The organism is Acinetobacter sp. 826659 (genome assembly GCF_000588515.1).
GTDB classification, from domain to species: Bacteria; Pseudomonadota; Gammaproteobacteria; order Pseudomonadales; family Moraxellaceae; genus Acinetobacter; species Acinetobacter pittii.
Genome location: NZ_JFYD01000006.1, coordinates 12,054 through 38,562, shown reverse-complemented (window position 1 = coordinate 38,562; position 26,509 = coordinate 12,054). Strand labels below are relative to the sequence as shown.

The following is a 26,509-nucleotide window of genomic DNA, read 5'->3' as shown; positions in this document are numbered from 1 at the left end:
CGGAATAAGATTTGTGAATGAAATTCATAAATAGATTTTGTTATGTCATATTTTGATATTAATCGGTCTGGTGAGTTAGCAATTTTTATTCGGGTAGTTGAATTAGGAAGCTTCTCGGCAGTCGCAAGAGCTTGCGACATGACGCCGTCTGCGGTGAGTAAGTTAATTTCTCGGTTGGAAAAAAGACTTGGCGTTAGGTTGCTTAATCGCTCAACACGTCAGTTCCAACTCACCAGTGAGGGATGCCAATTTTATGAGCAAGGTATTCAAATACTTAATAATCTGGATGAACTAGAACAATCAGTTACGGCAAACCATATACCGCAAGGGCGAATTAGAATTCATACCAGTCTTTCATATTGGACACACTTTTTATTACCTTGTATTTCTTTATTTAACGAGTGCTATCCACAAATTGAATTAGAGGCTCATTTGAGTGATGAAATCATTAATTTAGTTGAGCAAAGAATTGATGTCGCAATTCGTACAGGACCTTTGAAAAGCTCAAATTTGGTTGCTCGTTCACTCGGAAGCACTCAGAAACATTATGTATGTTCACCTACATATATTGAAAAGAATGGTTGTCCGCAGCATCCAGAAGAGTTATACGAACATCAGCTTTTAGATGTGAGTTACCAACGTCAAAATAAAACGTGGCTTTTTAAAAAAGACGATCAAGAAATCAGACTTGCTCCCACTAAGGTTTTAAGGGTAAATCATGGAGAAGCCATCTTACAGTTAGCGCTTGCAGGTACTGGTATTGCACAGCTTAACCAATTCCAAGTCAAAAAAGCTTTAGAACAAAAACAGTTGGTCAAAATCCTTGAAGACTGGAATATCAATGCTTCGGAAGAATTCCATGCTGTTTGGATAGGACATGATAAATATGTCCCTAAGCGTGTAAGGGCTTTTCTAGATTTCTTAGTAGAGCATGCGAATATTAGTTAATTAAACTTTTTCTGGCACTTAACTGACATTGGTGCATTGTTTCATTCATTGTTTCCACAAAGTGCATATCCGCATCAATATTTTGTAAGCTTACTTTAGGTAAGTTCTCAACAAATTGTGGCGAATAATGTTTTTCTAAAGAGTTATAAATACAGTTGCATTGTGAAAGTGCACGACCGGCCCAAACACAATGTGTATTAAATTCATTTTTACTAATAGATCTGCAACCTAATAAATTTATAGAACTTATTAATAGGGTGCACACTAAAACAATACGATATAAAAAAAACATCATTATTGCTCTTCATTGGTTGTTGTTATCGTTAAGTCTTGTTTATAGAAATTTTCTAGTCTTTATCCAGCTTTAAATATGGAAATATTTACTCTGAACAAAGAAGAAAGCAGAAACATAAAAAAATAGAGCTTTTTCTTGAAAATAGTTTCAGCTAAATCGATAACGTAATGAAGAGTAGATGAAATAACACGATATAAAATAATAGTCATTAGAGACTCCTTGATAAAAGAAGTTGCGCCCAATCACTGCTATTAATTATGGTGGTGAAACGAAAGAGGGTTAGCAGACTGATACCTAAGAAACCAGCACACCCGAAGGTGTCCCACTCCCGTTCCTCCGTCAAAGGCACGAGGGGCTACACACCAAAAAACTCGTTTTTAGTGCGCTTAGGTAGACGGTCTGCTAAAACCGACTGACAAAATAGGTCAGCCGGAGCATCATAAGCTGAGCCTTAAAGCGGGTCAATTGCAAAAATAAAAGATTGGTTTATATAAACAAATATTAATATTTTTAAATTTTCATTAATAAAATAATGAGTTATTTACAATTGGAATTATTGAATAATAGTTCAATATGATTATAAAAATAATTTTTAATGTTTATATATCAAATATTTATTAATTGTTTATTTATATAGTGTTCGTGTTCAATGACTTGACTAAACATAAAGCAAAAAAGAGTAACCAAATTTAATTTTATGAATATGGCGTAATTAAATAAATAGCTATTGCCAAATTTTAAATAAAATATCAATTGCAAGAAGAGTAATTTTTTATCATTTATTTTATTCAAGTTTTTACAAAAGCTTGCACAATCTACAAAACTTAAGAGAACCACAGCAGTAGGCCAACATAAGATAATGTTATTCATAAGCCTACATCTTAAGATTTATAAGGGTTGGCCTCAATGTTAAGAATTTTTTGTGCAGTGAGTATGGTTGTTGCAATCGCCATGGGTATGAGCGCTTGCCAAGATCGAAATTCAACAGATGATGATGGAACTCATGGCTCTAATGATCCAACCACTTCTCAACAAATGGATAAAAACTCATAATTTTTTATTTAAGGAAACTCATAGTTATGTGGGTTTCCCTAACTTTTTACTATAAATTATGTAACATAATAAAAAATGAAAATATAAAATTAATCAATTGGTTAGTATTGTTTAATACACACATCCATAATAAAAAGCTTATTTCCCAGGGCCAATAGGAAATAAGCTATATGCTTTGAACCAATTAAGGATGTTACATGTCATCCCATGCATCTTTAATGGCTTGTTTTGCATGTTCCCATTTTAATCGGGATTCAGCTTTGAGTTCTTCCCATTTTTGTTGCAAGCTACCTTCCATATCTTCAAACTGAGTTCCTTCTTTAGATTCTGAACGGGCACGGTGACCTAGTTCATAAGCTGCAGAAAAGTCACGATCATAATCCAGATCTGGCGTAGTTAATTGAGCTTCTTGATAATAAGGTCGAGTAAGATAACTTTCTCGCCAGCGAGAGTCAGAATAATTATGGTCGCCAGCTACTAGTCGAGTATGGTCTGTATTTTGATCTGTCATCAGTTTTTCCTCTTCTCTTATTTAATTTTATGCTTATGTTAAATTTAGGAAGGTGAGAGCACCTTCCTAAATAAAATGAATGACCGCATCAAATGACATTTAAGTCAGCAACGGATTAACGTTGCTGATTATTGTTATTTGAGTTTTGTTGGCCTGAATCTTTTTGATTAGAGCCTTGTTGTTGGCGGCGGTTGTCATTTTGCTGTTGTTGCTGATTGTTCTGTTGCTGTTGATTGCCTTGCTGCTGTTGGTTGTTGCGGTTGTCGTTTTGCTGTTGTTGTTGCTGTTGATTATCGCGTTGATTGCTTTGATTATTAGTAGTGCTCATCTTTAGTTACCTCATATCATTTATGATGTGTGTTTTATCTGAGAGCTTCAGATAGGTTTATTTAAACATGAATTTTTTTAATGTGTAGCTTTGGGGTGTTACCCTATATTTAAATGTAAATTTAAAAATTAAATAAAACCTTGATTTCTATAAAATGTAATTTTAATGATTAAACATAATTAATATGAATATAGTTAAAATTACATTTGGGTACACAGAAGTTAAATGAAAGCTATGATCATTTCTAAATATGTATTTGTTATCTTTTATGAAGGAAAGCTATTTTTTATTATCTAATATTATATATTCTATATCTTGAGTAATGTAATAGAGCAGTTGTCTAAGTTTAAGATAGGGTAATCCTTTAAATATACGTCTAAAATTATAAAAATTATTTTTATAATAAATACAATAAAAAAAGGTACCTACAGGTTTTTCTTTATTTTCAGAACCTCCTTTTTTTAATAATCCTGTACACGCAATATAAAGATCGGCATTCAGGAGTTCTTTACCTTTTTTGATCATTTCTACAGTGACTTGCATCGACTCAGGTGTATATTTTTCAATGAGTTCAGGTGAAATATGAAGTGTATTTTCTTTAACACGTAAGTCGTAACTGACTAAGCTCCCAATAAGAATATCACCTGAATAGGGACTCAAAGAAAAGCGGTAAGCTAAATAACCTGCCGAAGCACTTTCAAAAAAAGCGATTTTAATTTTTTCTTGTGCTAGTAATTTGCAGCATGAGTTAAACATTTGTATTCTCCTTGCAATTGTTTTTAATTTAGTTATAAGATTATTTTTAATTTGTTTTTGTTAAGTTTTTAGTCTTTATAATTTTAAAGGTAAGTTAATTGTAAATATAGTTTATTGTTTATATATTTTTTATAAAAACATATAGTTAAATTATTCTAAAGGTTAGAATGTAAGTTTGTGTTATTTTTTATGTTGTTGAAATATAAAGTTTTTAAAATTATGAGTTGTTTCTTAATAACGTAATATAACAAAGATAGGCTGGGATTATTGTTCAGTTAAAGTATGGTAATTTATATCTCACTAAAGGAGAATAGAAATGCCTGTTGTAGTGAAAAAAAGATTATTAGACTTATTACAAGATAATCAACAGAACTATTACGAATTATTTGTTTTTTTCCTTGATCCTGATATTTCTAGTTTTGAAAAAGAGAAGAAAGCAAGAGATTTTCTTAATGAAGAAATAGATAAAATAGATCAAAAGGAAATTGATTTTCCTGCAACTATAAATACAGTTAAAGAATGGTGTGAAAATGACAATAAACAAAATTGTGAGTTATTTCAGGCTTATCTAAACCGTAGACAAAGTGGGGGTGAGAGAGAGTATTTCCAGAATGTCGGACAGGCATTTGAATTTTTGATTAAGGTCTCTCCAACTAAAAAGGTCGACGGTGCATGGCTCTATAGCTCAGTTCACTACTGGAACGATCCGGTTTTTCATGACCTTATTATTACTTATCTAGAAGAGCTGGGACTCGGTGAGCCGAAAGCAAACCATGTCTGTATTTATGATGACTTATTACGTAGTCTGGGGCTTGATAGTTTTGATCTGCTTTTAGAAGATGAATACTATCATAATGCTGTGATTCAGCTGGCGCTTGGCTATGCTCCACCAGAGTTCATTCCCGAAATTGTCGGCTTCAATTTAGGTTATGAGCAACTACCACTGCATCTACTCATCAGTAATTATGAACTTGCTGAACTGGGTATTGATTCTAAATATTTTAATTTGCACATTACTATCGACAATATTGATAACGGACATGCAGATAAAGCCATTAAAGTTATAGAAAATATTTACGATAAATACAGAGATAAAGAAGCTTTCTTTAATAAATTAAAACGTGGTTTTGCTCTTAATAACCATGGTGTTTCTTCTTCAAAAATTATTAAAAATTTAAATCTTGAAGATTTAGTCCTTAAAATTTTAAAAAGAAAAGCGCTCGTGGGTCAGCTAATACATAACGAAACCAGACAGTTTGGATGCAAAACCATTAACCAATGGTTATCAAATCCAGAAGACGTTAAAGGCTTAGTTACACATCTCATTGATCACAAGTGGATTAAATTGAATACCGACCCTGAGCAGAGCGTGTTCTGGCGAATGATTAATGAAGAAAATGGAAAAATGTTTGGGGTATTTAACCCTGTAGAACGACAAATTATTCATGACTGGATTGCAGGTAGTGATCATTCTTCTGACTACTTGGCCTACAGTAGAGAACTAAAGAATAGCCAGCGTATTCAAGATTATCTGTTTAGCTATATTTCTGATGGCGAACTCGATGCACTCCAAGAGCGTATACGTCAGACACCCGATCTTGCCATAAAAATATGCAAGCTGACTCCGTTTTTGGCCCCAGATTCACACCATAAAAGCATTGGTCTCTGGAGCACACGTAAATATGTCGAACTCCTTTTCCCCTATTTAAGTTCCTTTAACAAAACTAACTCTTGAAGTTTTTAATTCACCCCACGTTTAACTTTAAAACATAGGTAATGAACATGACTGATAATGTTAAATCAACAAATAAAACAAGTGAAATGGCTGGTGCTGACGCTGCAAATAAAGCCAATACTACCCAAAAAACTGAACAATTAGACTCAGTCAGAGATGATGCAACCAATGAAGCATTAACCACAAATCAAGGGGTTAAAATTGCTGATAATCAGAATAGTTTAAGGGCAGGTATTCGCGGTTCGACACTATTAGAAGATTTTATTTTACGAGAAAAGATTACTCATTTTGACCATGAACGTATTCCTGAGCGCATTGTACATGCGCGTGGCGTGGGTGCTCATGGCTACTTTCAGGCTTATGAAGGAAATGAGCGCTTAACAAAAGCTGGTTTTTTGACTGACCCAACCATTCAAACTCCAATTTTTGTACGCTTCTCAACAGTGCAGGGACCACGTGGCTCTGCTGATACGGTCCGTGATATTCGTGGTTTTGCCATTAAATTTTATACCCAAGAGGGTAATTTTGATTTAGTGGGCAACAATGCGCCTGTGTTTTTTGTGCAAGATGGGATTAAGTTTCCAGACTTTGTTCATGCAGTAAAACCTGAACCAGATACAGAAATACCAACAGGAGCAACTGCACACGATACTTTTTGGGATTTTGTGTCTTTAGTACCTGAGTCAGCACACGCGGTGATTTGGGCTATGTCAGACCGTGCAATTCCACGTAATTTACGCTCAATCCAAGGGTTTGGGGTTCATACATTCCGTCTTATTAATGCCGAAGGAAAATCACATTTTGTGAAATTCCACTGGACCCCTAAACAAGGTTTAAGTGCGTTAGTTTGGGATGAAGCTCAAAAGCTTGCTGGTAAAGATCCAGATTTCCACCGTCGCGATCTTTATGAAGCCATTGAAAATGGGGTTTATCCTGAATGGGAACTCGGTGTACAAATTGTTGAAGAAGAAGACGAGATGAACTTTGACTTCGACTTATTGGACCCAACCAAAATTATTCCTGAAGAGTTGGTTCCAGTGACACCAATCGGCCGATTTGTTTTAAACAGAAATGTTGATAACTTCTTTGCAGAAACAGAGCAGGTGGCTTTCTGTCCGGGACATATTGTGCCGGGGATTGATTTTACAAATGACCCGCTTCTACAAGCACGTCTATTTTCATACACCGATACCCAGTTAAGCCGTTTAGGTGGACCAAACTTCCATCAAATTCCGATCAATAAACCTGTGTGTCCATTCCATAATAATCAACGTGATGGTATTCACCAGCATACGATTCATAAAGGGCAGGCTTCATATCAACCAAACTCAATTGATAATGATTGGCCAGCCGAAACGCCACCTGCTGCTTCAAATGGTGGTTTTGAAAGCTATCCTGAACAGATTAGCGGACATAAACTTCGCCAAAGAAGTGAAACTTTTTCTGATCATTTTTCACAACCGCGCCTTTACTACAAGAGTCTTGCCCCTCATGAGCAAAAGCATGTGGTCGATGCCTATACTTTTGAGTTAAGTAAAGTGCAACGAAAACACATCCGTGAGCGTCAAGTTCAACAAATTTTGGCAAATATTGATCTCGACTTAGCACGACAAGTAGGCGCTAATTTAGGAATTGAAGTACCTGATTTAACGCTAGATTATAAAAAAACTGCAGTTGAAAAATCGGCTAAATTATCTTTCTTGGCTTTCCCACCCCAAGATATTCAAGGCCGAAAAGTTGCAGTACTCATCCATAATTTAGTCAAATCTGATGCATTAGAAGCTATGAAAAACTGGGCAATTAAAGAAGGGGTGACTCTTCATTTATTAGCGCCAAGCTTAGCTCCTGTAAAAGACCATAAAGACAACATTATTGTGGCTGATGGTATGCAAATGGCTGAACCTTCAATTGCTTACGATGCGGTAATCATTCCTGATGGCGATAACTTAAATGCCGTGCTGCAAGATGGCGTAGCGCGCCACTATCTATTAGAGGCTTACAAGCATTTAAAACCAATTGCGTTTTTAGGTAATAAATCTGATTTGCTTGAACCGCTAGGTTTAGTTCCCGATGAAGGCACTCTAGTTGGAGATGAATTCCAGCCGATTGCTGAAAATTTCAAAAACCAGATTATGGCTCATCGTGTTTGGTCACGAGAACAAATAGCTGCTCAGATACCGGCTTAACAAACAAAAAAGCCCTGAAAGTTTTAACTTTCAGGGCTTTTTTATATCTTAGGGATTAACCATTTACGATTTGACCACCATTTACATGAATGACTTGACCTGTAATGTAACTTGCATCATCTGAGGCAAGGAAAAGATAAGCAGGTGCAACTTCACTTGGTTGTCCCATTCTTCCCATTGGGGTGTCTTTACCAAACTCCTTAACGGTTTCTGCATCGAAACTGCTTGGAATTAATGGTGTCCAGATGGGTCCCGGCGCAACACCATTTACCCGAATTCCTTTTTTCTGCTTCATTAAATTGTTCGATAAGCTACGCGTAAAAGTAGTAATCGCGCCTTTAGTACTTGCATAATCAATGAGCTCATCATGGCCTTGATAGCTCGTAATACTGGTCGTATTAATAATACTGTCGCCTTCTTCCATATAAGGAATGGCTTCTTTAGTAAGATAAAACATTGGGAAAATATTAGTTTTAAAAGTTTTTTCTAATTGCTCATTACTAATGCTTTCAATTTCTTTTTGTTGATATTGCACACCGGCATTATTCACTAAAATATTAATTTTACCGTAATGTTGTAGAACTTTATCAATATCGAGTTTTGCAACATCTGGATCAGAAATATCACCTTTTAATAAAAGACAATGTTGTCCTTCTCTTTCAACGAGTTGTTTAGTGATTTCGGCATCTTGATCTTCTTCGAGATAAAGTATCGCAATATCAGCGCCCTCACGAGCAAACAATACTGCGACAGAACGACCTATACCGCTATCGCCACCACTAATAACGGCAACTTTGCCTTTTAGCTTATCGCTACCTTTATGTGAGCTTTTTATTATCTCAGGTTCAGGATGCATTTTTTCCTGATCACCTGGTTGATGAGATTGAACTTGTGCGGGGGCAGATGTTGGATACTGGTTTGTTGAGTTTTCCATTTTTAAATACCTCGGTTGTAATATCTAATTTTCATATAGTGAGCTGTTACCGCGTAAATGTGAGTAAAATGAATTTTTTAATAAGTTGTCTTTGTTATTTTATTTGTAAGGATGTAAAAAAATATTTTATATTTGAGGGCTAAATAATATCGATTAACTTGATTTTGTTTTTATCAATCATGCTTTCAATAATAGATCTATTTCCTGTATCCTCTAACCAGTTTTCTATCGGTATATTATTAGATAAGTCTAATATTTTTTTAATAATTTCTTTTGCTCCATCTATATTTTCTGAATTTTTATTATTTTTAATAGCTATATTATCTAGCAATAGTTTTATATCTTCATGTTCTATATTTTTTGACTTAATAATATATAAGTCTCTTTGGAAGGGATGACTTGCATGAGGTGGGTCTAATCTATAACTCCATTCTTTGTCATAGTCCTGCCATGAGTTTTTCGACTTAATATGTCCTAGTAAAATTTCAGGGATAGAAATATGGATATATTGTAGAGCTGACTGTTGATTTTTTAATTGCATAGTTAAGTTACTCAAACCATCTTATTAAAATTAGTTTTAAATATTCATATTAATCTCTCAAGTAAATTAATTCTGAAAATGTAATGATATATGTTATTGTTTTTTAATTAAAATAATTGTTTGTTTGTTATTTTCTCAATAGACCTGATGTTGTGTTATTTTACTGTTTTGTACATTTTGAAATTTTTTGTTATCAGTTAAATTATTTTAACTGTGTTTGTAAAACTATATTGTAGTGTACTATTAGGTAATAATGAGTGTGTTCATTATTTAAAGAGTAAAATTATTAATAATCAAAATTTTTAAAATATTTTAAAAATAATACGTTTATAATAAATATCATTTTTTGATTGATATACATTTAAAAGGATTGATACATCACTTGGGTGGGAAAATATTATAGATATTCTATTGTTATTAAATCCGTTAACTAAAAGCGGTAGTGACTATAATTAAATATAGGAAGATATAACTATGGCTAATACTAGATATGAAGATGATGATAACAATAGAACAGGTACTTCAAATCGTGGATTTGCAAGTATGGATCCTGAAAGAGTACGAGAAATAGCCAGCAAAGGTGGGCGAGCTGCTCACGCGAGTGGTAATGCACATGAGTTTACCTCTGAAGAAGCTCGTGAAGCTGGCCGAGCAGCCCATGCAAGTGGTAACGCTCATGAATTTACGTCTGAAGAAGCACGTGAAGCGGGTGCCTTAAGTCATAAAAATGATGGCCGTAATGGTCGTGGTCGCAGTCGTGATGATGACGACGATGATGACGATCGCGGTAGCCGCTCAAGTGGCCGTGGTCGCAGCCGTTACGACGACGATGATGACGATGATCGCGGTGGCCGTTCAAGCGGACGAGGCCGAGGTCGCAGTCGTGACGACGATGACGATGATGATCGCGGCCGTTCAGGCGGACGAGGCCGTGGCCGCAGCCGTGATGACGATGATGATGATGACGATCGCGGTGGCCGTTCAGGTGGTCGAGGCCGAGGTCGCAGCCGCGATGACGATGATGATGACGATCGCGGAGGCCGTTCAGGCGGACGAGGCCGTGGCCGCAGCCGTGATGACGACGATGATGATGATCGCGGAGGCCGTTCAGGCGGACGAGGTCGTGGTCGCAGCCGTGATGACGATGATGATGACGATCGCGGAGGCCGTTCAGGCGGACGAGGTCGTGGTCGCAGCCGTGATGACGATGATGATGACGATCGCGGAGGCCGTTCAGGCGGACGAGGCCGTGGCCGCAGCCGTGATGACGATGATGATGACGATCGCGGTGGTCGCTCAGGCGGACGAGGTCGTGGTCGCAGCCGTGATGACGACGATGATGACGATCGTGGCCGTTCAGGCGGACGAGGCCGTGGCCGCAGCCGTGATGACGACGATGATGATGATCGCGGTGGCCGCTCAGGTGGACGAGGCCGAGGTCGCAGCCGTGATGATGACGACGATGACGATCGCGGTGGTCGCTCAGGCGGACGAGGTCGTGGTCGCAGCCGTGATGACGATGATGATTATGATGGCCGTGGTCAAAACTCTCGTAATCAAAAACGTGATGCCTACGGACGTTTTACGTCTTAAGCAGAATGTTTTAAAAACAAAGGAGGCTTTTGCCTCCTTTGTTTTTAGCTTACTTACTGTATTTACTGAGGGAGAGGTTGTAGGCCTTTTACAATATCAAGGTATTCAGAACCGTTTAACCAAAAAGATTTTTTCAAAAAAAGTGTCGTCATAATACTTTCGGCTGCTTCGCTATCCGGATTTTCACAAAATAATCCGTAGCTTTCACCTAAAACTGCATCATTTTCAATTAGGCGGATATAATAAGCATGTTGCTCATTTGCATAACCTAAAACCGCATCACGTTGATTTTTCATTTCGCATGTCTCCATACCAAAAAACTGAATTTAACCAGAATGTTAAGTGTTCAGAATCTCATTTGATAAAAATCAAAAAACAGTCAGCGATAACGACTATTTCGAAATAGGTTTTGATTTTCTTCAAATTGCCATTTTGGTTAAAACATCCCTGTTAAAAGCAAAATGGATTAAAATCTGATCATGAGATTTATTGTTATGCAAAAAAAATATTTCGTCAACTTGAAAATGTAACTTTTTCAAGTTACATTGTTTGTGTAGGATTTGAACAGTGTAATGGAGGCAATATGCCAAAGAAAAAAGAGTTCGAGCATGGCGGTGCACGAGAAAATGCCGGACGTAAAGCACAGTTCAATGAACCCACCAAAGTCATTCGTGTTCCTGAATCTCAAGTCAACTTTATCAAAAATTGGTTACTGAATAATGTCAAAACCAATAACTTGACCGACTTTAACTCAAAACTTAATGTTCAGCAGGTCCACCCGAATAACGATAAAATTTACCACATTCCTTTGGCAACAGAACGTGTTGCGGCAGGGTTTCCTTCGCCTGCACAAGATGATATTGAGCAAGCACTCGATTTAAATGAATATTTAATTAGAAATGAAAATGCCACGTTTATTGTCAAAGCCAACTCGTTGTCAATGTTAGATGCTGGAATTGATATTAATGATCCGCTTATTGTGGACCGTAGTATTCCCGCTAAATCGGGTGATATTGTGATTGCACTCATCGACAATGATTTCACTGTTAAGCGCTTAATGATTGATAGTCAATTTCATCCACCTAAAGTTTGGCTAAAAGCAGAAAATCCTGATTATCAGAATATTTATATTGAAGAGGGGCAAGAACTGGTTATTTGGGGAGTCGTGACTTATAACCTCAAACGAATGAGATAATTTTTTCTTATATTTATTATTTAAGTTACTGACCTGAAATCGAGGCCAGTAACTTTTTGCTGAATGACTTTTAAATTTGCCCAATCAATAAGCACGTTGCGATAACGACCATTAAACCACCTGAAAAACGGCCGACTAACTGTGCTGCTTGTGGTCTGGTTTTCAAAATAGCCTCTGAACCATAACCCACCATTAAGTAAATAATTGCGCAGCTAATCATGTGGACAACACCAAAGGCAAGAATTTGTGTCGTTACTGACCATGAAGCAGTGGTGTCAATAAATTGAGGAAGCAGGGCTAAAAAGAGCAAAAAAACTTTCGGGTTTAAGCCACTCACATAAACACCTTTGGTTGCCCAGCTCAACCATGACTGAGCTTTTTCAGAACCAGATTCGTTCGGAGTAGGAGGGGTAAGTAATAAATTTATACCCATCCATAACAAATAAGCAGAACCCGCAACAGTAAGAATCATTAGAGCAGTTGGATTATTTGCTACAAGCAGACCAACACCAGCCGCTACCAATAAAATCGTAATAAAGTGTCCAAATAGCATACCTGCGACGGCGGGTACGACGACTTTGCCTTTAATCCCTGCTGAAATGGCATAGGCCCAGTCTGCCCCTGGCGTAATAATAAAAAGAATGGAGACACTCCAAAATGCAATAAAAATGTTAAAAGCCATATGCTTATCTCGGCGAACTATTTTCCAAAGGTTTCACTCGTGGTTTAGAAAAAATCCCTATTTATTCGAGCTTGTTGAAAATAATATGCTCATGTATTTAGAATGTGCTTTTAAATGTTTGCTCATATCACACTCATTTGGGGTAAATTTTTCTAAATGGATCGCACAGATAAAAAGATTCTTGCTGAATTGCAATTAAATGGCCGATTATCTATCACCGAGTTGGCAGAAAAAGTCGGTTTGAGCATTTCACCTTGTCATAGACGAGTGAAGGCTTTAGAAGAGTCAGGAGCTATCAAAGGTTATCGGGCAGAACTCGACCCAAACTTAGTGGGATTTGAATTTTCAGCGATTGTTTTTATTACGCTTAAAGAGGGCGATAAACAGGCAGTCGAGAAGTTTGAAAATGCCGTGATAGACATCCCACAAATTATTCAGGCACAGCGTTTGTTTGGTGAGCCAGATTATTTACTACATGTGGTGGCTAAAGATTTACCTGCTTTTCAGCGTTTGTACGATGAAAAATTATCTGCTATTCCAAGTGTGCAACGACTCATCTCAACCATTGTGATGAAAGATGTAGTGCCTGAACGTTTATTCCCGATTGGCTAAGAATCATCAGATATAAAAAAAGAAGCTTTAAAGCTTCTTTTTTAGTTTTAAGAATATTTAAGCATCGAGTGTTTTACACAAAGAACAGATCGTACCGTTATGTTTATGAGAGAACATAATATCTGGACGTTCATAACCTTGCTCACATACGCGGCAGTGATAAACCGTTGCTACAGGAGTACCTTCAGCATCATAACGTGGTTCTTTAATACCGTCATCGTGTGACTTGATGTAGTATTTTCCTTTGGTTAATAAGCCCATGATTGGTGTTAATACAAAGGCAAGCACAAGTGCGATAAGCGGTGAGTAAGGTGCTAAGAAGCTACCCAGTAATCCGAAGAATGCTGCAATTGATAAGCCTGCTGATACAAGGAATGCAACCATACCGACAGGGTTTACGTTGTATAGCATGTCACGGCGGTATTCTGGTTCTTTCGGTGAAAGTTTTAACACATATTTATTAATTGAAATATCTGTTGCAACAACCACAACCCAAGCAATCGCAAAGTTTGAATAGAACCCTAAGATTTTACCCAATACCGCAAACATGTTGCCTTCCATTAAAGCAAGCGCAATTGCCAAGTTCACCATCACAAACACAATACGACCAGGATAATGTTTGCTAATACGTGTGTAGGCACTTGTCCATGCAAGGGAACCAGAGTAAGCATTGGTCACATTAATTTTAATTTGAGAAATAACCACCAAAATCACTGCAAGTGTTAAAGCAGCCCAACCCGGAAGCATGTCATGAAACGCCGCATTAAACTGTTGAACAGGTTCAGTACTGTTTACGCCCGGTATTTTAGTGAGTAAATAGAACCCTAAAAATGCCCCAATAATTTGTTTAATTGCCCCTAAAATCACCCAACCTGGACCCGCTGAAATAACGGCTGCCCACCATGCTTTGCTATTTTCTTTTGTTTTAGCAGGCATGAAACGTAAGTAATCAATTTGCTCACCAATTTGCATGATTAGCGATAAACATATACCAGCACCTAACATGATTGCTGCCATGTCTACAGTTGCGAAACCTTCGTTACCAGTAAAAGTTGCAAATTGACTGACTAAAGTAGGTTCTTGATAAATCAGATAGGCCACAGGACCAATCATCAGAACGAGCCAAAGCGGGGTAGTCCAGACTTGTAATTTACTTAAGGCTTTCATGCCGTAAATCACCAGCGGTATGACCATAACTGTTGAGATGAGATAACCTGCCCAAAGCGGAATGCCTAAACCGAGCAATAACCCTTGCGCCATGATTGAACCTTCAAGGGCAAAGAAAATAAAGGTGAAACTGGCGAAAATGATACTGGTCAGGACTGAGCCGATATAACCGAAACCTGCGCCGCGGGTAATCAAGTCAAGATCGATGTTATAGCGCGCTGCGTAGTAGGCTAAAGGAATGCCGGTTAAGAAGATAATAATCGCTGCAAATAGAATGGAGAAAACAGCATTGGTTGTTCCGTAAGACATACCAATACTGGCGCCAATAGAAAAGTCAGCAAGATAGGCAATACCACCAAGAGCAGTAATAGCGACAACTTTGGGACTCCAGCGCCGAAAGCTGTGTGGAGCATAACGTAAAGTATAATCTTCTAAGGTTTCATTCACTGCTTTTTGTGAATCTGTACCTTGCACAGTGTCCAGATTTGGATGTTCAGATACACTCATAACATCAATCTCCCAATCATTTTCGGTCAATCAACACAAATATTGATCATTGTTTTTTGATGGTTTTGAGTGTGTGATTTTTGGGAAAAATTGAAAATACGTTATTTTGCGTATATGTGCGTATTCGAGAAAATCGCCATGATAAATGACTTTTGGCATAAGGATTGCTGGGTTTAATGCAGCCACATCCGAAACATGAGTGTTATGCCAGATTCTTCACGCCCCCAACAAGCCCCACAACGTGTGATCAAAACACGCCGTGAATATAATATTTGGGTGGCAGATGAAAGTATCGAAGATTATGCGCTTCGCTATGCACCTACCTCAGTACGAAAATGGTCACCTTGGACTGTTACCAATACTGCAATCTCGACAGTCAGCTTTCTTGCGATGGAGGCCATTGGGGCGACCATGCTTTGGCAGTATGGCTTTAGCAATGCATTATGGGCAGCAATTGTCGTATGTACCATCATATTTTTAACCAGTTGGCCGATTAGTTACTACGCCGCAAAATATAATGTGGACGTCGACCTGCTTACTCGTGGTGCAGGTTTTGGCTACATTGGCTCGACCATTACATCTCTAATTTATGCGAGCTTTACCTTTATTTTGCTTGCGTTTGAAGCCGCAATTATGGCGATGGCACTTGAGCTTGCTTTAGGTATTCCGCAAGTTATTGGTTACTTAATTTCTGCCTTAGTGATTTTGCCTTTAGTAGTCAAAGGCATTGGTTTTATTAATAAAGTGCAGGCGATCACACAACCAATCTGGCTCTTATTGCTGTTGTTACCGTGGTTTTTTGTACTTTGGAAACAACCACAAATTTTAAGTAGTAGCCTGCATTTTGTTGGGGCAGTTTCAAACTCAACTGACTTTAATCTGTATTACTTTGGTGCGGCGTGCACTCTTATTTTTTCATTTGTGATCCAAATTGGTGAGCAAGCTGACTATTTACGTTTCTTACCGCAAAAAGAAAAGAATAGAACTGCATGGCGTTTTGCCGTTTTTTTAGGTGGTCCATCTTGGATTATTTTCGGATTTCTAAAAGTCTTGATGGGCATGCTGCTGATGGTGTTGGCTTTTCAGCTGTTTATTCCTGTCTCTGAACTAGACAATCCGACTTATCTATATTGGGTCGCCTATCAACAGTTTATTCCAAACCCTCAGCTTGCTTTAATATTGACTCTAGCACTGGTTTGCTTGGCGCAAATTAAAATTAATATGACTAATGCCTACGCTGGCTCATTGGCATGGTCCAACTTTTTTGCACGCTTAACTCATAGCCATCCGGGGCGAATTGTCTGGCTTCTTTTTAACGTGTTTATTGCCATTGTTTTGATGGAAATGGGAATTAGCCATGCAGTTGAACGCATTTTGGGACTATATAGCAATATCGCTTTGGCATGGATTGGTGCTGTTGTTGCCGATTTAATTATCTGTAAACCTTTAGGTTTAAGTCCGAAGGGAATTGAATTTCGCCGTGCTTATTTATATGACATTAACCCCGTAGGTGTGGGCGCATTACTGATTGCTTCAGTGTTATCGATGCTGAGTTATTTGGGCTTTTTCGGATTAATAGCAAAAGGATTGGCGAGTTTTATTGCTCTGGGGAGTGCGGTGTTAAGTGTTCCTGTTATTGCTTACTTAACCAAAGGCAAATATTACATTGCACGCCAGCCTGAAAAAATTCAAGCGACGTCGGTTGCTAACTGTGTGGTATGTAAAAGGGACTATGAACTTGCCGATATGGCTGGCTGTCCAGCCTATAACGGTACGATTTGCTCTCTATGCTGTTCACTTGAAGCACGCTGCCACGATTTATGTAAACCTGATGCACGCTGGTCAGTACAACTCAAAAAAGCTATTTGGCACTATTTACCAGAACGTTGGGCGAGCCGTTTAAATAGCAGGGTCAGTTTATATTTATTACTGACTTTAGGGCTGTCTATTGTTCTGGCAGTGAGTTTAAGTCTGGTTTATATCCAAGAAAAAACCTATTTAGAAACCATTAATGCGGCAGCCGTTCCTCAGTTATTTACGCTGTTTGTCAAAATTTACACCATTTTATTTTTATTGATGAGTGTTGCTGCATGGTGGTTAGTGTTAAACGATGAAAGCCGTCGTAATGCCGAAATCGAAACGCATCAGCAAACAGCATTATTGATTGATGAAATTGCTGCCCATGAAGTCACTTCAAAAGACTTACAAGATGCCAGAATTTCAGCAGAACGGGCAAATGATGCAAAAAGTCGTTATGTCATTGGTATTAGCCACGAACTACGAACGCCTCTAAATAGTATTTTGGGCTATAGCCAATTACTTCAAAAACAAGAGCAGCTTTCGGAACAAGGCAAAATGGCGCTCGGGGTGATTAGCCGTAGTGGGCAACATCTGACTTCATTGATTGACGGTTTATTAGATTTAGCTCGAATTGAAACAGGCAAAATTTCTTTAAATGTGGTGGATGTGCATTTTCCAAATTTTATAGAACAGATTATTCAAATGTTTCAGCCACAGTTTGAACAGAAGAATTTACAGTTTATTTATGAAATTGGAGAGAACTTACCGCACTATGTTCGTACCGATAAAAAACGCTTAGAGCAAGTACTCATCAATTTGCTGGGCAATGCTTTAAAATTTACGACGAGCGGAACAATTACTTTGAAAGTTGAGTACCGTTTCCAAACAGCTTATTTTGAAATTAGAGATACAGGCTGCGGCATTGCCGAGGCAGATTTAGAGCGAATCTTTAATCCGTTTGAACGGGGCAGTAATGTGGTTCAAGGCGGATTTACCGGAACAGGACTCGGACTACCAATTGTAAAATTATTAGTCGATTTACTTGGTGGCCAGTTATCTGTGACTAGTCAGCTCAATCAGGGTTCACAATTTAAGATTAAGTTTTACTTACCTTCAAAAGAAGTAGTTCATCCAATTTCTAATGTCTACTCCAACCAAATTACGGGTTATCAAGGCGAGCGTAAACGAATTTTGGTTGTCGATAATGAAGCTGTGGACCGAGGCTTAGTCGCTAATTTTCTCAAACCTTTGGGGTTTATTATTGAAGAAGCCGAGTCGGGCATTGATTGTTTAAGACGTGTACCTATTTTTCAGCCTAATCTGATTTTGATGGATTTAAATATGCCTTTGATGGGCGGTTGGGAAACAGCACGATTATTACGTCAGAATAATATTACCAATGTACCGATCTTAATTATTTCCGCCAATGCAGGCGAGCGCGAAGTCAATCCACAAGATGCTGTCTTAAGTGAGGACTTTATGCTAAAACCAATCGACCTGAATTTGTTGCTGAGTAAAATTGGAGATAAGTTGGGCTTGGTATGGATTGATTCCAAATCAGATGCAAACCTTCAAAATAATGAAGTTCAAGCAATGGATATAAAGGTATTTAAGCAGGAGCAAGCTGCTGTTCATACACCAGTCCAGCAACCAGAAAATAATGATCTGCTTGATTTACCGCAAAGCTTGCAACAGTTAAATGATTTGATTGGACAGGGGTACATTCGTGGAATTCAACAGACTTTAACGCAATGCCGCCAAAATTTTCCGGAGCATAACGAGTTATGGGAACAGCTTGAACAGGCGATTCAAAAGTTTGATTTAAAACACGCACAACGATTAATTCAGGATAAGCAATGAGTACGCAACATGTTTCTTTTCAGCAAGCTTCGCCAAACGAGCAGGCTGTTATTCTGATTGTGGATGATGTGCCGGAAAATCTAGGCTTGTTACATGAAAGTCTGGATCAGGCAGGTTATCGCGTGCTTGTCACAACCGATGGATTGAGTGCAATTGAAATTGCACACCGATGCTTACCGGATATGATTTTGCTTGATGGCAATATGCCGCATATGGACGGTTTTGAAAGTTGCATACAGCTTAAAGCGAGTCCAATTACGCAGTTTATTCCCGTCATTTTTATGACAGGTTTATCTGAGACAGAACATATTGTGCGTGGTTTTCAGGTGGGTGGGGTAGACTATGTAACCAAGCCACTGAATATTGAAGAAGTATTAGCAAGGGTAAAAACACATTTGGCACATGCCAAACTATTGCAGCAACAAAAACAGGTCATTGATGCGACGGAAACAGCCATTCTTGCGCTAGACGTTCACGGTAAAATTGTTTGGAAAACCCAAAAAGCCAGTGATTTACTGAATCAATATTTACCTGAGTTAGAGGGCTTTGAAGCAGGCTTAAAAGCTTGGTTTTCAGACTTAGAGCAAGAAAAAGACCCCAAAAAAATAACAAGCTGTTCTTATTCAACGCCATCTCAGCAATTACAGCTTTTATTGCTTACGCCGTGGGAAACTGAACCAAGTGTGGCAAAAAATTATCTGATACAGATTAAGACTTCTACGCCGGCTTTGGAAATGGCTGATATTTTGAAATATTGCCCACAGTTGACTCAACGTGAGGCAGAAGTCATGCACTGGTTATTGTTAGGGAAAACCAATAAAGATATTGCAGAAATATTGGAGCTTAGCCCACGGACCGTGAACAAGCATTTAGAACATGTTTTTGAAAAACTTTGCGTTGAAAATCGAACTGCTGCCGTGGCGCACATTAATAGTTTGGTGCAAGAGTTTCACTAATTTAAGTGATGATTGTATTTAAAAAGCATACAGAATCACTGCTAAAAATAGTCTATTTTTTTACACTTAAATTTGTTCTTATAGATAAAGATATATAAAGTCATTTTTAAATAAATTTGAGCCATAATATGAGGAATTCATTGTGAATATTCAACAAAAAGATGATGCAAAACACGGCAGCTTTAGCTTACTTGATGGTGAAACTGTTGCAGGTGAAATGACTTATACATGGGCAGGCGAAGGCATGCTGATTATTGATGCTACAGATGTAAATGAAAATTATCGGGGACAAGGCGTAGGTCGCCAATTACTGGATGCTTTGGTGGCTTTTGTTCGTGAAAAAGACGTAAAGGTGATTCCGCTTTGCCCATATGCTAAATCGGTTTTTGATAAAGACCTAAGCATTGGCGATGTACTGAGAAAGTAAAGAATAGATTAAAAATCATTTAAAAAAAATCGGGCATTGGTGTCCGATTTTTATTGGATTTATTGTTCATCTTTGTTTTAGTGAATATGTTTTAAGCAGTTGTATTCAACTGATTTGAAGGTTTTCGATTGGCATATCGAATTTATCAAACTTATAGAAAAGCTTATCTAATAAAAATAGTTTTAGACCAATTGGGAAAAAAATAAACTTCTTACACAAATATTTAATAGCTGATGAAAGCTAAATATTTATAACGTTTTAATATTATTTTTTGGAATTTTCCTTGAACTGGCAGTATATCCATAGTGTGTTGCCGCAATTTTTCTCTGCAACTTTGACCACGCTGAAAATTTCAATTATCAGTATTATTTTGGCAATTATTGTAGGGCTAATTTGCAGCATTTTAATCACATATCGCGTGCGGGTGCTAAATAGAATTGCCCAGTTCTATATTGAGTTATCTCGAAATACCCCCTTATTAATTCAACTGTTCTTTTTGTATTACGGTTTACCAAAGCTGGGTATCAAAATTGATGGTTTTGCTTGTGGTGTGATCGGACTGACCTTTTTAGGTGGAAGCTATATGGCTGAAGCTTTCCGAGCAGGTTTGCAATCTGTTGCAAAAGGGCAGATTGATTCTGCAAAAAGTATTGGTTTGCAACCGACTCAAATTTTTAGATATGTCATTTTTCCTCAAGCACTTGCCATTTCAATTCCGGCAATAGGGGCAAATTGCCTATTTCTGATTAAAGAAAGTTCTGTGGTTAGTGCTATTGCTGTCGTTGAACTGCTTTTTGTCACTAAAGACTTAATTGGTATGGACTATAAAACCACCGAAGCTTTGTTCTTACTCATCATGGCCTATCTAATCATTTTATTGCCCGTGTCTATTTTAACCAGTTATCTGGAGCACAGAAGTCGGAAGGTGAGCCATGGAACTTGATTATCTATTTCAAGCAAGTCACCTTGAACGTTTAATGTGGGGACTCTGGGCAACTGCAAAAATTGCATTTATTTCGGTGTTCTTCTCTGCAATTTTCGGCACAGTTTTCGGCGTAATTATGACTTCTAAAAACATAGTCGTTAAAGCACTGTGCCGGTTGTATTTAGAAGCCATTCGAATCATTCCAATTTTAGTTTTGCTATTTGTGTTTTATTTCGGCTTTGCGACATGGTTTAACTGGCAGTTTTCTGCAATGTGGGTGTGCATTGTTGTATTTGTTTTGTGGGGTACTGCAGAAATGGGCGATTTGGTCCGTGCAGCCATTACTTCAATTGATCAGCATCAACGTGATTCGGCCTATGCGCTCGGACTTACCCATGTACAAGCCTTGGTCTATGTCATTTTCCCGCAAAGTCTAAAACGAGTAACGCCAGGTGCGATTAATTTATTTACTCGAATGGTGAAAACCAGCTCTTTGGCAGTCCTGATTGGTGTGGTTGAGGTGATTAAAGTGGGTCAGCAAATTATTGAAAATTCGCTGTTGACCGTACCGAGTGCTTCTCTTTGGATTTATGGCTTTATTTTTATTTTGTATTTTCTGATTTGCTATCCCTTATCTCGTTTGGCGGCACATTTAGAAAAGGTCTGGGAGTAATTATGTCTTTGTTATCGATACAACAATTACAGAAATCATTTGCACAAAGTCATATTTTACAGGGCATTGATCTGGATGTAGAACAAGGAGAGGTGGTTGTTATTTTAGGTCCATCGGGCTGTGGGAAAAGTACCTTATTGCGCTGTATTAACGGCTTAGAACCGATTCAGGGTGGTGAAATTCGTTTAACTGGCTCAGGTGTACTCGGTAAAGATGTGGACTGGACTAACGCTCGTCAAAAAATTGGCATGGTTTTTCAGAACTATGAGTTATTTGGGCATATGAATGTCATTGACAATATTTTGCTTGGACCCCTCAAAGTACAAAAACGTCATCGTGATGAAGCTGAACAAGTAGCAGATGAGTTATTAAAGCGAGTGGGGCTATTTGAGCGAAAACTTGATTATCCACGCCAGCTTTCAGGTGGACAAAAACAACGTATCGCTATTGTGCGTTCGCTAGTTATGCAACCTAAAGTCATTTTACTTGATGAAATTACCGCCGCGCTTGACCCAGAAATGGTCAGAGAAGTGCTCGATGTCGTACTCAAATTGGCGAATGAAGGAATGACCATGCTGATTGTGACACATGAGATGTCCTTTGCGCGCAAGGTTGCTGACCGCATTATTTTTATGGATAAGGGCAAGATTATTGAACAGGCTTCACCAGAAGAATTTTTTGAACAGCCAAAAACAGAACGAGCGAAAGCTTTCTTAAATATTTTGTCGTACTAAATTTTTATTATTTGAATCATGAGGAAGTGAATGTTTAAACGTAATTCAATAAAAATATTAAGCAGTCTTGCCGTTGCTGGGGTGTTGTTAACTGCATGTAGTAAAACGCCATCAACTGAACAGGCAAGTAATGCTCAAGCAGACCATTCTTTAGAACAAGTCAAAAAAAATGGAGTTCTAAGAGTTGCCGTTTTTGCCGATGATCCGCCGTTTGGTTTTGTAGATAGTGCGGGGAATAATCAGGGCTTTGATGTGGCTTTAGCAAAACGAGTGACTAAAGATTTGCTCGGTGATGAAAAGAAAGTTGAGTTTATTGTGACTGAAGCTTCAAATCGGGTGGAGTTTTTAAAATCAAATCGAGCTGATGTTGTATTCGCGACATTTACGGTAACTCCTGAACGCAAGGAAGTTGTCGATTTTGCTGAGCCTTATTTAAAAGGTGCTTTCGGCATAGTATCTCCTAAAGCCAAGCCGATTACAGATATTGCTCAATTAGAAGGTAAGACCTTAATTGTAAACAAAGGCACAAGTTCAGATACGTACTTTACCAAGCATTATCCAAAAGTGAATTTACTCAAGTTCGAAAGAAATTCGGATGCTTTTAAAGCCTTAACCGACGGTCGTGGTGACGCGATTTCACAAGATAGTACTTATGCCTTGGCTTGGGCCGCGAAGAACCCAAGTTATGTGGCAGGGATTCAGTCTATTGGTGATCAAGAGTTTATTGCACCAGCGGTTAAAAAGGGCAATACCCAACTATTGAATTGGCTCAATACTGAAATTAAGCAGCTCAGAACAAGCGGTGAAATTAAGAAAATTTATGATGAAACCTTGAAGCCAATTTACGGTGACTCAGTCAATCCGAATGTGTTTTTAGATGTAGGTCAATAATTTTCGATATCGCTAGAGCAGTGCCTAAAAGTAGGCGCTGCGATTCTAAATAAGACTTTTACAAGAACGAGAGGGTGAAATAATGACAACATTAACATTTCAAAACGTGAAGCATATTTTAGCTGCGTCTTTACTGAGTTTAGGTTTGGTTGCATGTGACAAAGGAACTCAGTCTACTGAAAAAACGGCCGATACCACACAAACTGTATCGAGTATTGAACAGATTAAAAAGAATGGCGTGGTACGAATTGGCGTATTTAGTGATAAACCGCCGTTTGGATATTTGGATGCTCAAGGTAAAAATCAAGGTTTTGATGTAGAGATTGCTAAGCATGTCGCTAAAGATTTGCTGGGCGATGAAAACAAAGTTGAGTTTGTTTTAACTGAAGCGGCTAACCGTGTCGAATATTTAAAAGCCAATAAAGTGGATATTATTTTTGCCAACTTTACTGTTACACCAGAACGTAAAGAAGTTGTCGATTTTGCTAAACCTTATTTAAAAGTGGCACTAGGTGTGGTTTCTCCAAAAAGTCATCCGATTACCGATGTGGCTCAACTTAAAGATAAAACTTTATTGGTAAACAAAGGTACAACGGCTGATTCATTCTTCACCAAGACTCATCCTGAAATTAAACTACAAAAGTATGAGCAAAACACTGAAACTTTTGATGCTTTAAAAGATGGTCGTGGTGCTGCGCTTGCACATGATAACTTGCTGGTTTTAGCTTGGGCTAAAGAAAATCCAAATTACACCGTTGGCATTACTAATTTAGGTGAGCAGGACTTAATTGCACCAGCAGTGAAAAAAGGTGACAAAGAGTTATTGGACTGGTTGAACCAAGATTTAGAGAAACTGGCGAAAGAAGGTGTGATTCATCAGGCTTATGAAAAAACGTTAAAACCTGTCTATGGCGATACGATTAATCCAAAAGATTTATTGGTTGAGTAATCGTGCTAATAACCTCTAATGATTAGAACTCTAGATAGTATTTACTCGAGCTAAGAGCCGTCTAAATTTTTAAAGTCGGCTCTGCTGCTAGTTTATCTGCCAAATATTGAATAAACACACTCAATTTAGGCGGGACATGCCGTGTCGGTGGGTAGAGTAACCACAGCCCACCACTGTAATAGGTTTTAAAATACCAATCTGGTAAAACCTGAACTAAGGTACCTTGTTGTAGAGCATGGCGTGCAACGAAGTACGGCAAGCTTGCAATACCTAAATGCTGTAATGCAGCACTCAAACGCACACCCGTATGATTTGCAGCATAGCGGCCACGCACGGCGACACTTATCGATTTATTTCCTTGCTGAAATTTCCATTTTGAGTCACTGGCTTGTTCGCCCAAGTAAATACATTCATGCTGCTTTAAATCATGAGGGTGGTTCGGAGTGCCATGCTTTGCTAAATATTCAGGCGTAGCACAAACTAAGTGATCAATATCAATCAGCTTTCGGCCCATAAGGCCACCCGGTGGTTGCTCTGTAATCCGAAGTGCTAAATCAACGCCATCATCAATCAGGTCTACATACCGATCTTCTAAAAGCATTTGTATATCAATTTTCGGGTAGCGTTCTAAAAAATCGGGTAAATGCGGATGAATCATAAAATGTCCCACAGCTTTTGGAACACTCATACGAATAATACCTTCTGGTTCGACATGAAATTGACCCGAGCTTTCCATGACTGCTTGTGCCGCATTCACCATATCTAAACAACGTTGATAGACCTGCTGTCCACTTTCACTTAAACGAAGTTTCCGTGTGGTCCGATAGAGTAAGCGGGTGCCTAAAGCACGTTCTAAACGGGCGATCGCGCGGCTAACAGCAGAAGGCGTGGTGCCAAGCTGGCGGGCAGTTTCAGAAAAGCTTTCTGACTCGACAACCTTAACGAAAGTCGCCATTTCATTTAACAGAACCAGACTTTGATTTGTGCTCATAAGGCAAAAGTTATTTGGATTTTAATTGGATTATCGCGTCTAAAAAATCGCAATACAATCTTTTAGGTGATTTTCAGGAAACTAAATTGTTATGTGGCAGTTGTATGGACATGAGTTTTTAACGCTAGCTCTTATTCACTTTATGGCGGTGATTTTACCGGGACCAGATTTTGTGATTACGGTAAGACAAAGTGTACGTTATGGCTACTTAATTGGATGTCTGACCGCAATTGGTATTGGCGTTGGGATTTCAGTGCATGTGTTTTATACACTGGTTGGTATTGGCTTCTTGATTCAGCAAAGCGAATGGCTCATGTCACTGATCAGAACAGCGGGGGCAGCTTACTTAGTGTATTTAGGATGGCAGTGTTTACGTAGCCAGCCGAATACCAATATTGAGATTAATGGTTCAGCAGACAGTGACACGCCGAGTTTATTTAAAGCTTTTACTATGGGTTTTCTTACCAATGCGTTAAACCCAAAAGCCACTATCTTTTTTCTGGCAATTTTTACGACGATTGTAAGTACGACCACACCAATGAAAGTTCAGGTCTTTTATGGAGTGTGGATGTGTATGGTCAATGCCATCTGGTTTATGGTAGTGAGTGTGCTGTTTGCACAGCCTATTGTACGTAAAAGATTTTTGGAGTTTGGGGTTTATTTTGAGCGGGTAATGGGAGTGTTGTTGATTGGGATTGCATTGAGATTGATTTGGGGATTGTTTAATTAAGTTGAATATCTATTAATATTTCCTCTGGTTAAAGTCATCTGCAAATTTTTAGACTAGCACAATAATGGAGTCCATACTTGCATTTGCTAGTGCTAAATTTCATCCACAGCCTGCCCATAATTTATAAAGATAATGTATTTGCAATATTATTTGAAAAATGAAAACAGAGAACAGGTTCTGTGGATGAGAAAGTTTTTGGTTACTTTTTTAAAAAAGTAACGGAATTAGCTACTTTCTTTGGAGATAAAACGGTAAGACTCCGCCGTGATAACCACTCATAATTTTTAGCTCAACCTAAAGTCATCTGCGAACTATTGCATAGCACGACAGGGTATTATCGCTTAAAGTTTTAATTTCTTCAGTCGCCTTCGGCTGGACTTACTTTGGTTTCGCTCAAAGTAAACAAAAGCATTGTCATCTGCAAAACCTGCCGACTTATTTCATTTAACTAGTATTTCACAGAAACAGAATCTTTTTGATGCTACGCAGGTTGCAGACGACTTTTGCTCGAGTACATGTAGTGCTAGGAC

The 26,509-nt window shown here is 38.2% G+C and carries 27 protein-coding genes; 16 read left to right on the top strand and 11 right to left on the bottom strand.

All coding sequences use genetic code 11. The annotated features are described in order from the left end of the window. Window positions 1-42 precede the first annotated feature (42 nt). The gene (locus tag J663_RS13135) at window positions 43-948 is read left to right on the top strand and encodes a LysR family transcriptional regulator (RefSeq protein WP_033850241.1); all 906 of its coding nucleotides are present in this window, start codon (window positions 43-45) and stop codon (window positions 946-948) included. Here the strand turns inward: J663_RS13135 and J663_RS19610 are convergent. Beyond that, complete coding sequence (locus J663_RS19610; RefSeq protein ID WP_068972722.1) at window positions 941-1,243, bottom strand: hypothetical protein; 303 nt, start codon at window positions 1,241-1,243, stop codon at window positions 941-943. The two genes, J663_RS13135 and J663_RS19610, sit on opposite strands and share 8 nt — an antisense overlap. Before the next feature lie 906 nt (window positions 1,244-2,149). Between J663_RS19610 and J663_RS19420 the strand changes: the two genes are divergently transcribed. Continuing rightward, complete coding sequence (locus J663_RS19420; RefSeq protein WP_033850239.1) at window positions 2,150-2,296, top strand: hypothetical protein; 147 nt, start codon at window positions 2,150-2,152, stop codon at window positions 2,294-2,296. Between the two features lie 193 nt (window positions 2,297-2,489). Here the strand turns inward: J663_RS19420 and surA1 are convergent, their stop codons facing one another. From surA1 to J663_RS13110, 3 genes are all read right to left on the bottom strand, one after another. Then, window positions 2,490-2,807 (bottom strand): surface antigen protein 1, encoded by a 318-nt coding sequence (surA1, locus tag J663_RS13120; protein ID WP_033850237.1) that lies wholly within the window; start codon window positions 2,805-2,807, stop codon window positions 2,490-2,492. A gap of 115 nt (window positions 2,808-2,922) precedes the next feature. After that, on the bottom strand, window positions 2,923-3,135 hold the full coding sequence (locus tag J663_RS13115; protein ID WP_033850235.1) for a hypothetical protein: 213 nt from the start codon (window positions 3,133-3,135) through the stop codon (window positions 2,923-2,925). Window positions 3,136-3,414: 279 nt separating this feature from the next. Further along, window positions 3,415-3,891, bottom strand: a complete 477-nt coding sequence (locus J663_RS13110; protein ID WP_033850233.1) for a CinA family protein — start codon at window positions 3,889-3,891, stop codon at window positions 3,415-3,417. A 316-nt stretch (window positions 3,892-4,207) separates the two neighbouring features. Here J663_RS13110 and J663_RS13105 point away from each other — a divergent pair, with 316 nt between their 5' ends. Both J663_RS13105 and katE read left to right on the top strand, forming a co-directional pair. Further along, a complete protein-coding gene (locus J663_RS13105) occupies window positions 4,208-5,626 on the top strand; it encodes an iron-containing redox enzyme family protein (protein ID WP_033850231.1) in 1,419 nt (472 codons plus the stop codon). Between the two features lie 41 nt (window positions 5,627-5,667). Continuing rightward, on the top strand, window positions 5,668-7,812 hold the full coding sequence (gene katE / locus J663_RS13100) for a catalase HPII (protein WP_081404751.1): 2,145 nt from the start codon (window positions 5,668-5,670) through the stop codon (window positions 7,810-7,812). Window positions 7,813-7,867: 55 nt separating this feature from the next. Here katE and J663_RS13095 read toward each other — a convergent pair whose 3' ends face one another. Then, window positions 7,868-8,746 (bottom strand): SDR family oxidoreductase, encoded by an 879-nt coding sequence (locus J663_RS13095; RefSeq protein WP_032056399.1) that lies wholly within the window; start codon window positions 8,744-8,746, stop codon window positions 7,868-7,870. A 139-nt stretch (window positions 8,747-8,885) separates the two neighbouring features. Next, complete coding sequence (locus J663_RS13090) at window positions 8,886-9,287, bottom strand: DUF6367 family protein (protein WP_002114331.1); 402 nt, start codon at window positions 9,285-9,287, stop codon at window positions 8,886-8,888. Between the two features lie 474 nt (window positions 9,288-9,761). Between J663_RS13090 and J663_RS13085 the strand changes: the two genes are divergently transcribed. After that, on the top strand, window positions 9,762-10,880 hold the full coding sequence (locus J663_RS13085) for a KGG domain-containing protein (RefSeq protein WP_033850227.1): 1,119 nt from the start codon (window positions 9,762-9,764) through the stop codon (window positions 10,878-10,880). A gap of 62 nt (window positions 10,881-10,942) precedes the next feature. Here J663_RS13085 and J663_RS13080 read toward each other — a convergent pair whose 3' ends face one another. Continuing rightward, window positions 10,943-11,176 (bottom strand): hypothetical protein, encoded by a 234-nt coding sequence (locus J663_RS13080; RefSeq protein ID WP_002114518.1) that lies wholly within the window; start codon window positions 11,174-11,176, stop codon window positions 10,943-10,945. A gap of 287 nt (window positions 11,177-11,463) precedes the next feature. Here J663_RS13080 and J663_RS13075 point away from each other — a divergent pair, with 287 nt between their 5' ends. Then, window positions 11,464-12,075: a LexA family protein gene (locus J663_RS13075; RefSeq protein WP_005069871.1), complete on the top strand. Its 612-nt coding sequence runs from the start codon at window positions 11,464-11,466 to the stop codon at window positions 12,073-12,075. A 70-nt stretch (window positions 12,076-12,145) separates the two neighbouring features. Here J663_RS13075 and J663_RS13070 read toward each other — a convergent pair whose 3' ends face one another. Then, window positions 12,146-12,757 carry a LysE family translocator gene (locus J663_RS13070; RefSeq protein ID WP_000885232.1) on the bottom strand — a complete coding sequence of 204 codons (612 nt, stop codon included), beginning with the start codon at window positions 12,755-12,757 and terminating at the stop codon, window positions 12,146-12,148. Window positions 12,758-12,913: 156 nt separating this feature from the next. On the opposite strand from J663_RS13070, the gene J663_RS13065 reads away from it, so the two are divergent. Then, the gene (locus tag J663_RS13065) at window positions 12,914-13,369 is read left to right on the top strand and encodes an Lrp/AsnC family transcriptional regulator (RefSeq protein WP_000376211.1); all 456 of its coding nucleotides are present in this window, start codon (window positions 12,914-12,916) and stop codon (window positions 13,367-13,369) included. A 57-nt stretch (window positions 13,370-13,426) separates the two neighbouring features. Here the strand turns inward: J663_RS13065 and J663_RS13060 are convergent, their stop codons facing one another. Further along, window positions 13,427-15,043, bottom strand: a complete 1,617-nt coding sequence (locus J663_RS13060; RefSeq protein ID WP_002114289.1) for a purine-cytosine permease family protein — start codon at window positions 15,041-15,043, stop codon at window positions 13,427-13,429. Window positions 15,044-15,238: 195 nt separating this feature from the next. Between J663_RS13060 and J663_RS13055 the strand changes: the two genes are divergently transcribed. The 3 genes from J663_RS13055 to J663_RS13045 all read left to right on the top strand — a co-directional run bounded on the left by J663_RS13055 (window position 15,239) and on the right by J663_RS13045 (window position 20,086). Beyond that, window positions 15,239-18,703, top strand: coding sequence for an ATP-binding protein (locus J663_RS13055; RefSeq protein WP_033850223.1), 3,465 nt, complete (start codon window positions 15,239-15,241; stop codon window positions 18,701-18,703). Further along, window positions 18,700-19,659, top strand: a complete 960-nt coding sequence (locus J663_RS13050; RefSeq protein WP_033850221.1) for a response regulator transcription factor — start codon at window positions 18,700-18,702, stop codon at window positions 19,657-19,659. Before J663_RS13055 ends, J663_RS13050 begins: the two co-directional genes overlap by 4 nt. Window positions 19,660-19,801: 142 nt before the next feature. Further along, window positions 19,802-20,086, top strand: a complete 285-nt coding sequence (locus tag J663_RS13045) for a GNAT family N-acetyltransferase (RefSeq protein ID WP_033850219.1) — start codon at window positions 19,802-19,804, stop codon at window positions 20,084-20,086. Between the two features lie 105 nt (window positions 20,087-20,191). On the opposite strand, the gene J663_RS19015 is transcribed toward J663_RS13045, so the two are convergent. Continuing rightward, complete coding sequence (locus tag J663_RS19015; RefSeq protein WP_081404750.1) at window positions 20,192-20,305, bottom strand: hypothetical protein; 114 nt, start codon at window positions 20,303-20,305, stop codon at window positions 20,192-20,194. 64 nt (window positions 20,306-20,369) lie between these two features. Here J663_RS19015 and J663_RS13040 point away from each other — a divergent pair, with 64 nt between their 5' ends. The 5 genes from J663_RS13040 to J663_RS13020 all read left to right on the top strand — a co-directional run bounded on the left by J663_RS13040 (window position 20,370) and on the right by J663_RS13020 (window position 24,258). Continuing rightward, complete coding sequence (locus J663_RS13040) at window positions 20,370-21,029, top strand: amino acid ABC transporter permease (protein ID WP_001104465.1); 660 nt, start codon at window positions 20,370-20,372, stop codon at window positions 21,027-21,029. Beyond that, on the top strand, window positions 21,019-21,684 hold the full coding sequence (locus J663_RS13035) for an amino acid ABC transporter permease (RefSeq protein ID WP_000418065.1): 666 nt from the start codon (window positions 21,019-21,021) through the stop codon (window positions 21,682-21,684). Before J663_RS13040 ends, J663_RS13035 begins: the two co-directional genes overlap by 11 nt. A gap of 2 nt (window positions 21,685-21,686) precedes the next feature. Then, a complete protein-coding gene (locus J663_RS13030; RefSeq protein ID WP_033850216.1) occupies window positions 21,687-22,418 on the top strand; it encodes an amino acid ABC transporter ATP-binding protein in 732 nt (243 codons plus the stop codon). A gap of 30 nt (window positions 22,419-22,448) precedes the next feature. Next, entirely contained in the window at window positions 22,449-23,309 is an 861-nt protein-coding gene (locus J663_RS13025; protein WP_000476783.1) for a transporter substrate-binding domain-containing protein, read from the top strand. A gap of 82 nt (window positions 23,310-23,391) precedes the next feature. Continuing rightward, the gene (locus J663_RS13020; RefSeq protein ID WP_000209985.1) at window positions 23,392-24,258 is read left to right on the top strand and encodes a cysteine ABC transporter substrate-binding protein; all 867 of its coding nucleotides are present in this window, start codon (window positions 23,392-23,394) and stop codon (window positions 24,256-24,258) included. 61 nt (window positions 24,259-24,319) lie between these two features. Here the strand turns inward: J663_RS13020 and J663_RS13015 are convergent, their stop codons facing one another. Then, the gene (locus J663_RS13015; RefSeq protein WP_033850214.1) at window positions 24,320-25,249 is read right to left on the bottom strand and encodes a LysR family transcriptional regulator; all 930 of its coding nucleotides are present in this window, start codon (window positions 25,247-25,249) and stop codon (window positions 24,320-24,322) included. A gap of 91 nt (window positions 25,250-25,340) precedes the next feature. Between J663_RS13015 and J663_RS13010 the strand changes: the two genes are divergently transcribed. Further along, entirely contained in the window at window positions 25,341-25,979 is a 639-nt protein-coding gene (locus J663_RS13010; protein WP_000267774.1) for a LysE family translocator, read from the top strand. Window positions 25,980-26,509 lie beyond the last annotated feature (530 nt).

Excerpts from the sequence above, each read along its gene's own strand:
- J663_RS13135 (WP_033850241.1), top strand. The coding sequence starts at position 43 with ATGTCATATTTTGATATTAATCGGTCTGGTGAGTTAGCAATTTTTATT.
- J663_RS19610 (WP_068972722.1), bottom strand. The coding sequence starts at position 1,243 with ATGATGTTTTTTTTATATCGTATTGTTTTAGTGTGCACCCTATTAATA.
- J663_RS19420 (WP_033850239.1), top strand. The coding sequence starts at position 2,150 with ATGTTAAGAATTTTTTGTGCAGTGAGTATGGTTGTTGCAATCGCCATG.
- surA1 (WP_033850237.1), bottom strand. The coding sequence starts at position 2,807 with ATGACAGATCAAAATACAGACCATACTCGACTAGTAGCTGGCGACCAT.
- J663_RS13115 (WP_033850235.1), bottom strand. The coding sequence starts at position 3,135 with ATGAGCACTACTAATAATCAAAGCAATCAACGCGATAATCAACAGCAA.
- J663_RS13110 (WP_033850233.1), bottom strand. The coding sequence starts at position 3,891 with ATGTTTAACTCATGCTGCAAATTACTAGCACAAGAAAAAATTAAAATC.
- J663_RS13105 (WP_033850231.1), top strand. The coding sequence starts at position 4,208 with ATGCCTGTTGTAGTGAAAAAAAGATTATTAGACTTATTACAAGATAAT.
- katE (WP_081404751.1), top strand. The coding sequence starts at position 5,668 with ATGAACATGACTGATAATGTTAAATCAACAAATAAAACAAGTGAAATG.
- J663_RS13095 (WP_032056399.1), bottom strand. The coding sequence starts at position 8,746 with ATGGAAAACTCAACAAACCAGTATCCAACATCTGCCCCCGCACAAGTT.
- J663_RS13090 (WP_002114331.1), bottom strand. The coding sequence starts at position 9,287 with ATGCAATTAAAAAATCAACAGTCAGCTCTACAATATATCCATATTTCT.
- J663_RS13085 (WP_033850227.1), top strand. The coding sequence starts at position 9,762 with ATGGCTAATACTAGATATGAAGATGATGATAACAATAGAACAGGTACT.
- J663_RS13080 (WP_002114518.1), bottom strand. The coding sequence starts at position 11,176 with ATGAAAAATCAACGTGATGCGGTTTTAGGTTATGCAAATGAGCAACAT.
- J663_RS13075 (WP_005069871.1), top strand. The coding sequence starts at position 11,464 with ATGCCAAAGAAAAAAGAGTTCGAGCATGGCGGTGCACGAGAAAATGCC.
- J663_RS13070 (WP_000885232.1), bottom strand. The coding sequence starts at position 12,757 with ATGGCTTTTAACATTTTTATTGCATTTTGGAGTGTCTCCATTCTTTTT.
- J663_RS13065 (WP_000376211.1), top strand. The coding sequence starts at position 12,914 with ATGGATCGCACAGATAAAAAGATTCTTGCTGAATTGCAATTAAATGGC.
- J663_RS13060 (WP_002114289.1), bottom strand. The coding sequence starts at position 15,043 with ATGAGTGTATCTGAACATCCAAATCTGGACACTGTGCAAGGTACAGAT.
- J663_RS13055 (WP_033850223.1), top strand. The coding sequence starts at position 15,239 with ATGAGTGTTATGCCAGATTCTTCACGCCCCCAACAAGCCCCACAACGT.
- J663_RS13050 (WP_033850221.1), top strand. The coding sequence starts at position 18,700 with ATGAGTACGCAACATGTTTCTTTTCAGCAAGCTTCGCCAAACGAGCAG.
- J663_RS13035 (WP_000418065.1), top strand. The coding sequence starts at position 21,019 with ATGGAACTTGATTATCTATTTCAAGCAAGTCACCTTGAACGTTTAATG.
- J663_RS13030 (WP_033850216.1), top strand. The coding sequence starts at position 21,687 with ATGTCTTTGTTATCGATACAACAATTACAGAAATCATTTGCACAAAGT.
- J663_RS13025 (WP_000476783.1), top strand. The coding sequence starts at position 22,449 with ATGTTTAAACGTAATTCAATAAAAATATTAAGCAGTCTTGCCGTTGCT.
- J663_RS13020 (WP_000209985.1), top strand. The coding sequence starts at position 23,392 with ATGACAACATTAACATTTCAAAACGTGAAGCATATTTTAGCTGCGTCT.
- J663_RS13015 (WP_033850214.1), bottom strand. The coding sequence starts at position 25,249 with ATGAGCACAAATCAAAGTCTGGTTCTGTTAAATGAAATGGCGACTTTC.
- J663_RS13010 (WP_000267774.1), top strand. The coding sequence starts at position 25,341 with ATGTGGCAGTTGTATGGACATGAGTTTTTAACGCTAGCTCTTATTCAC.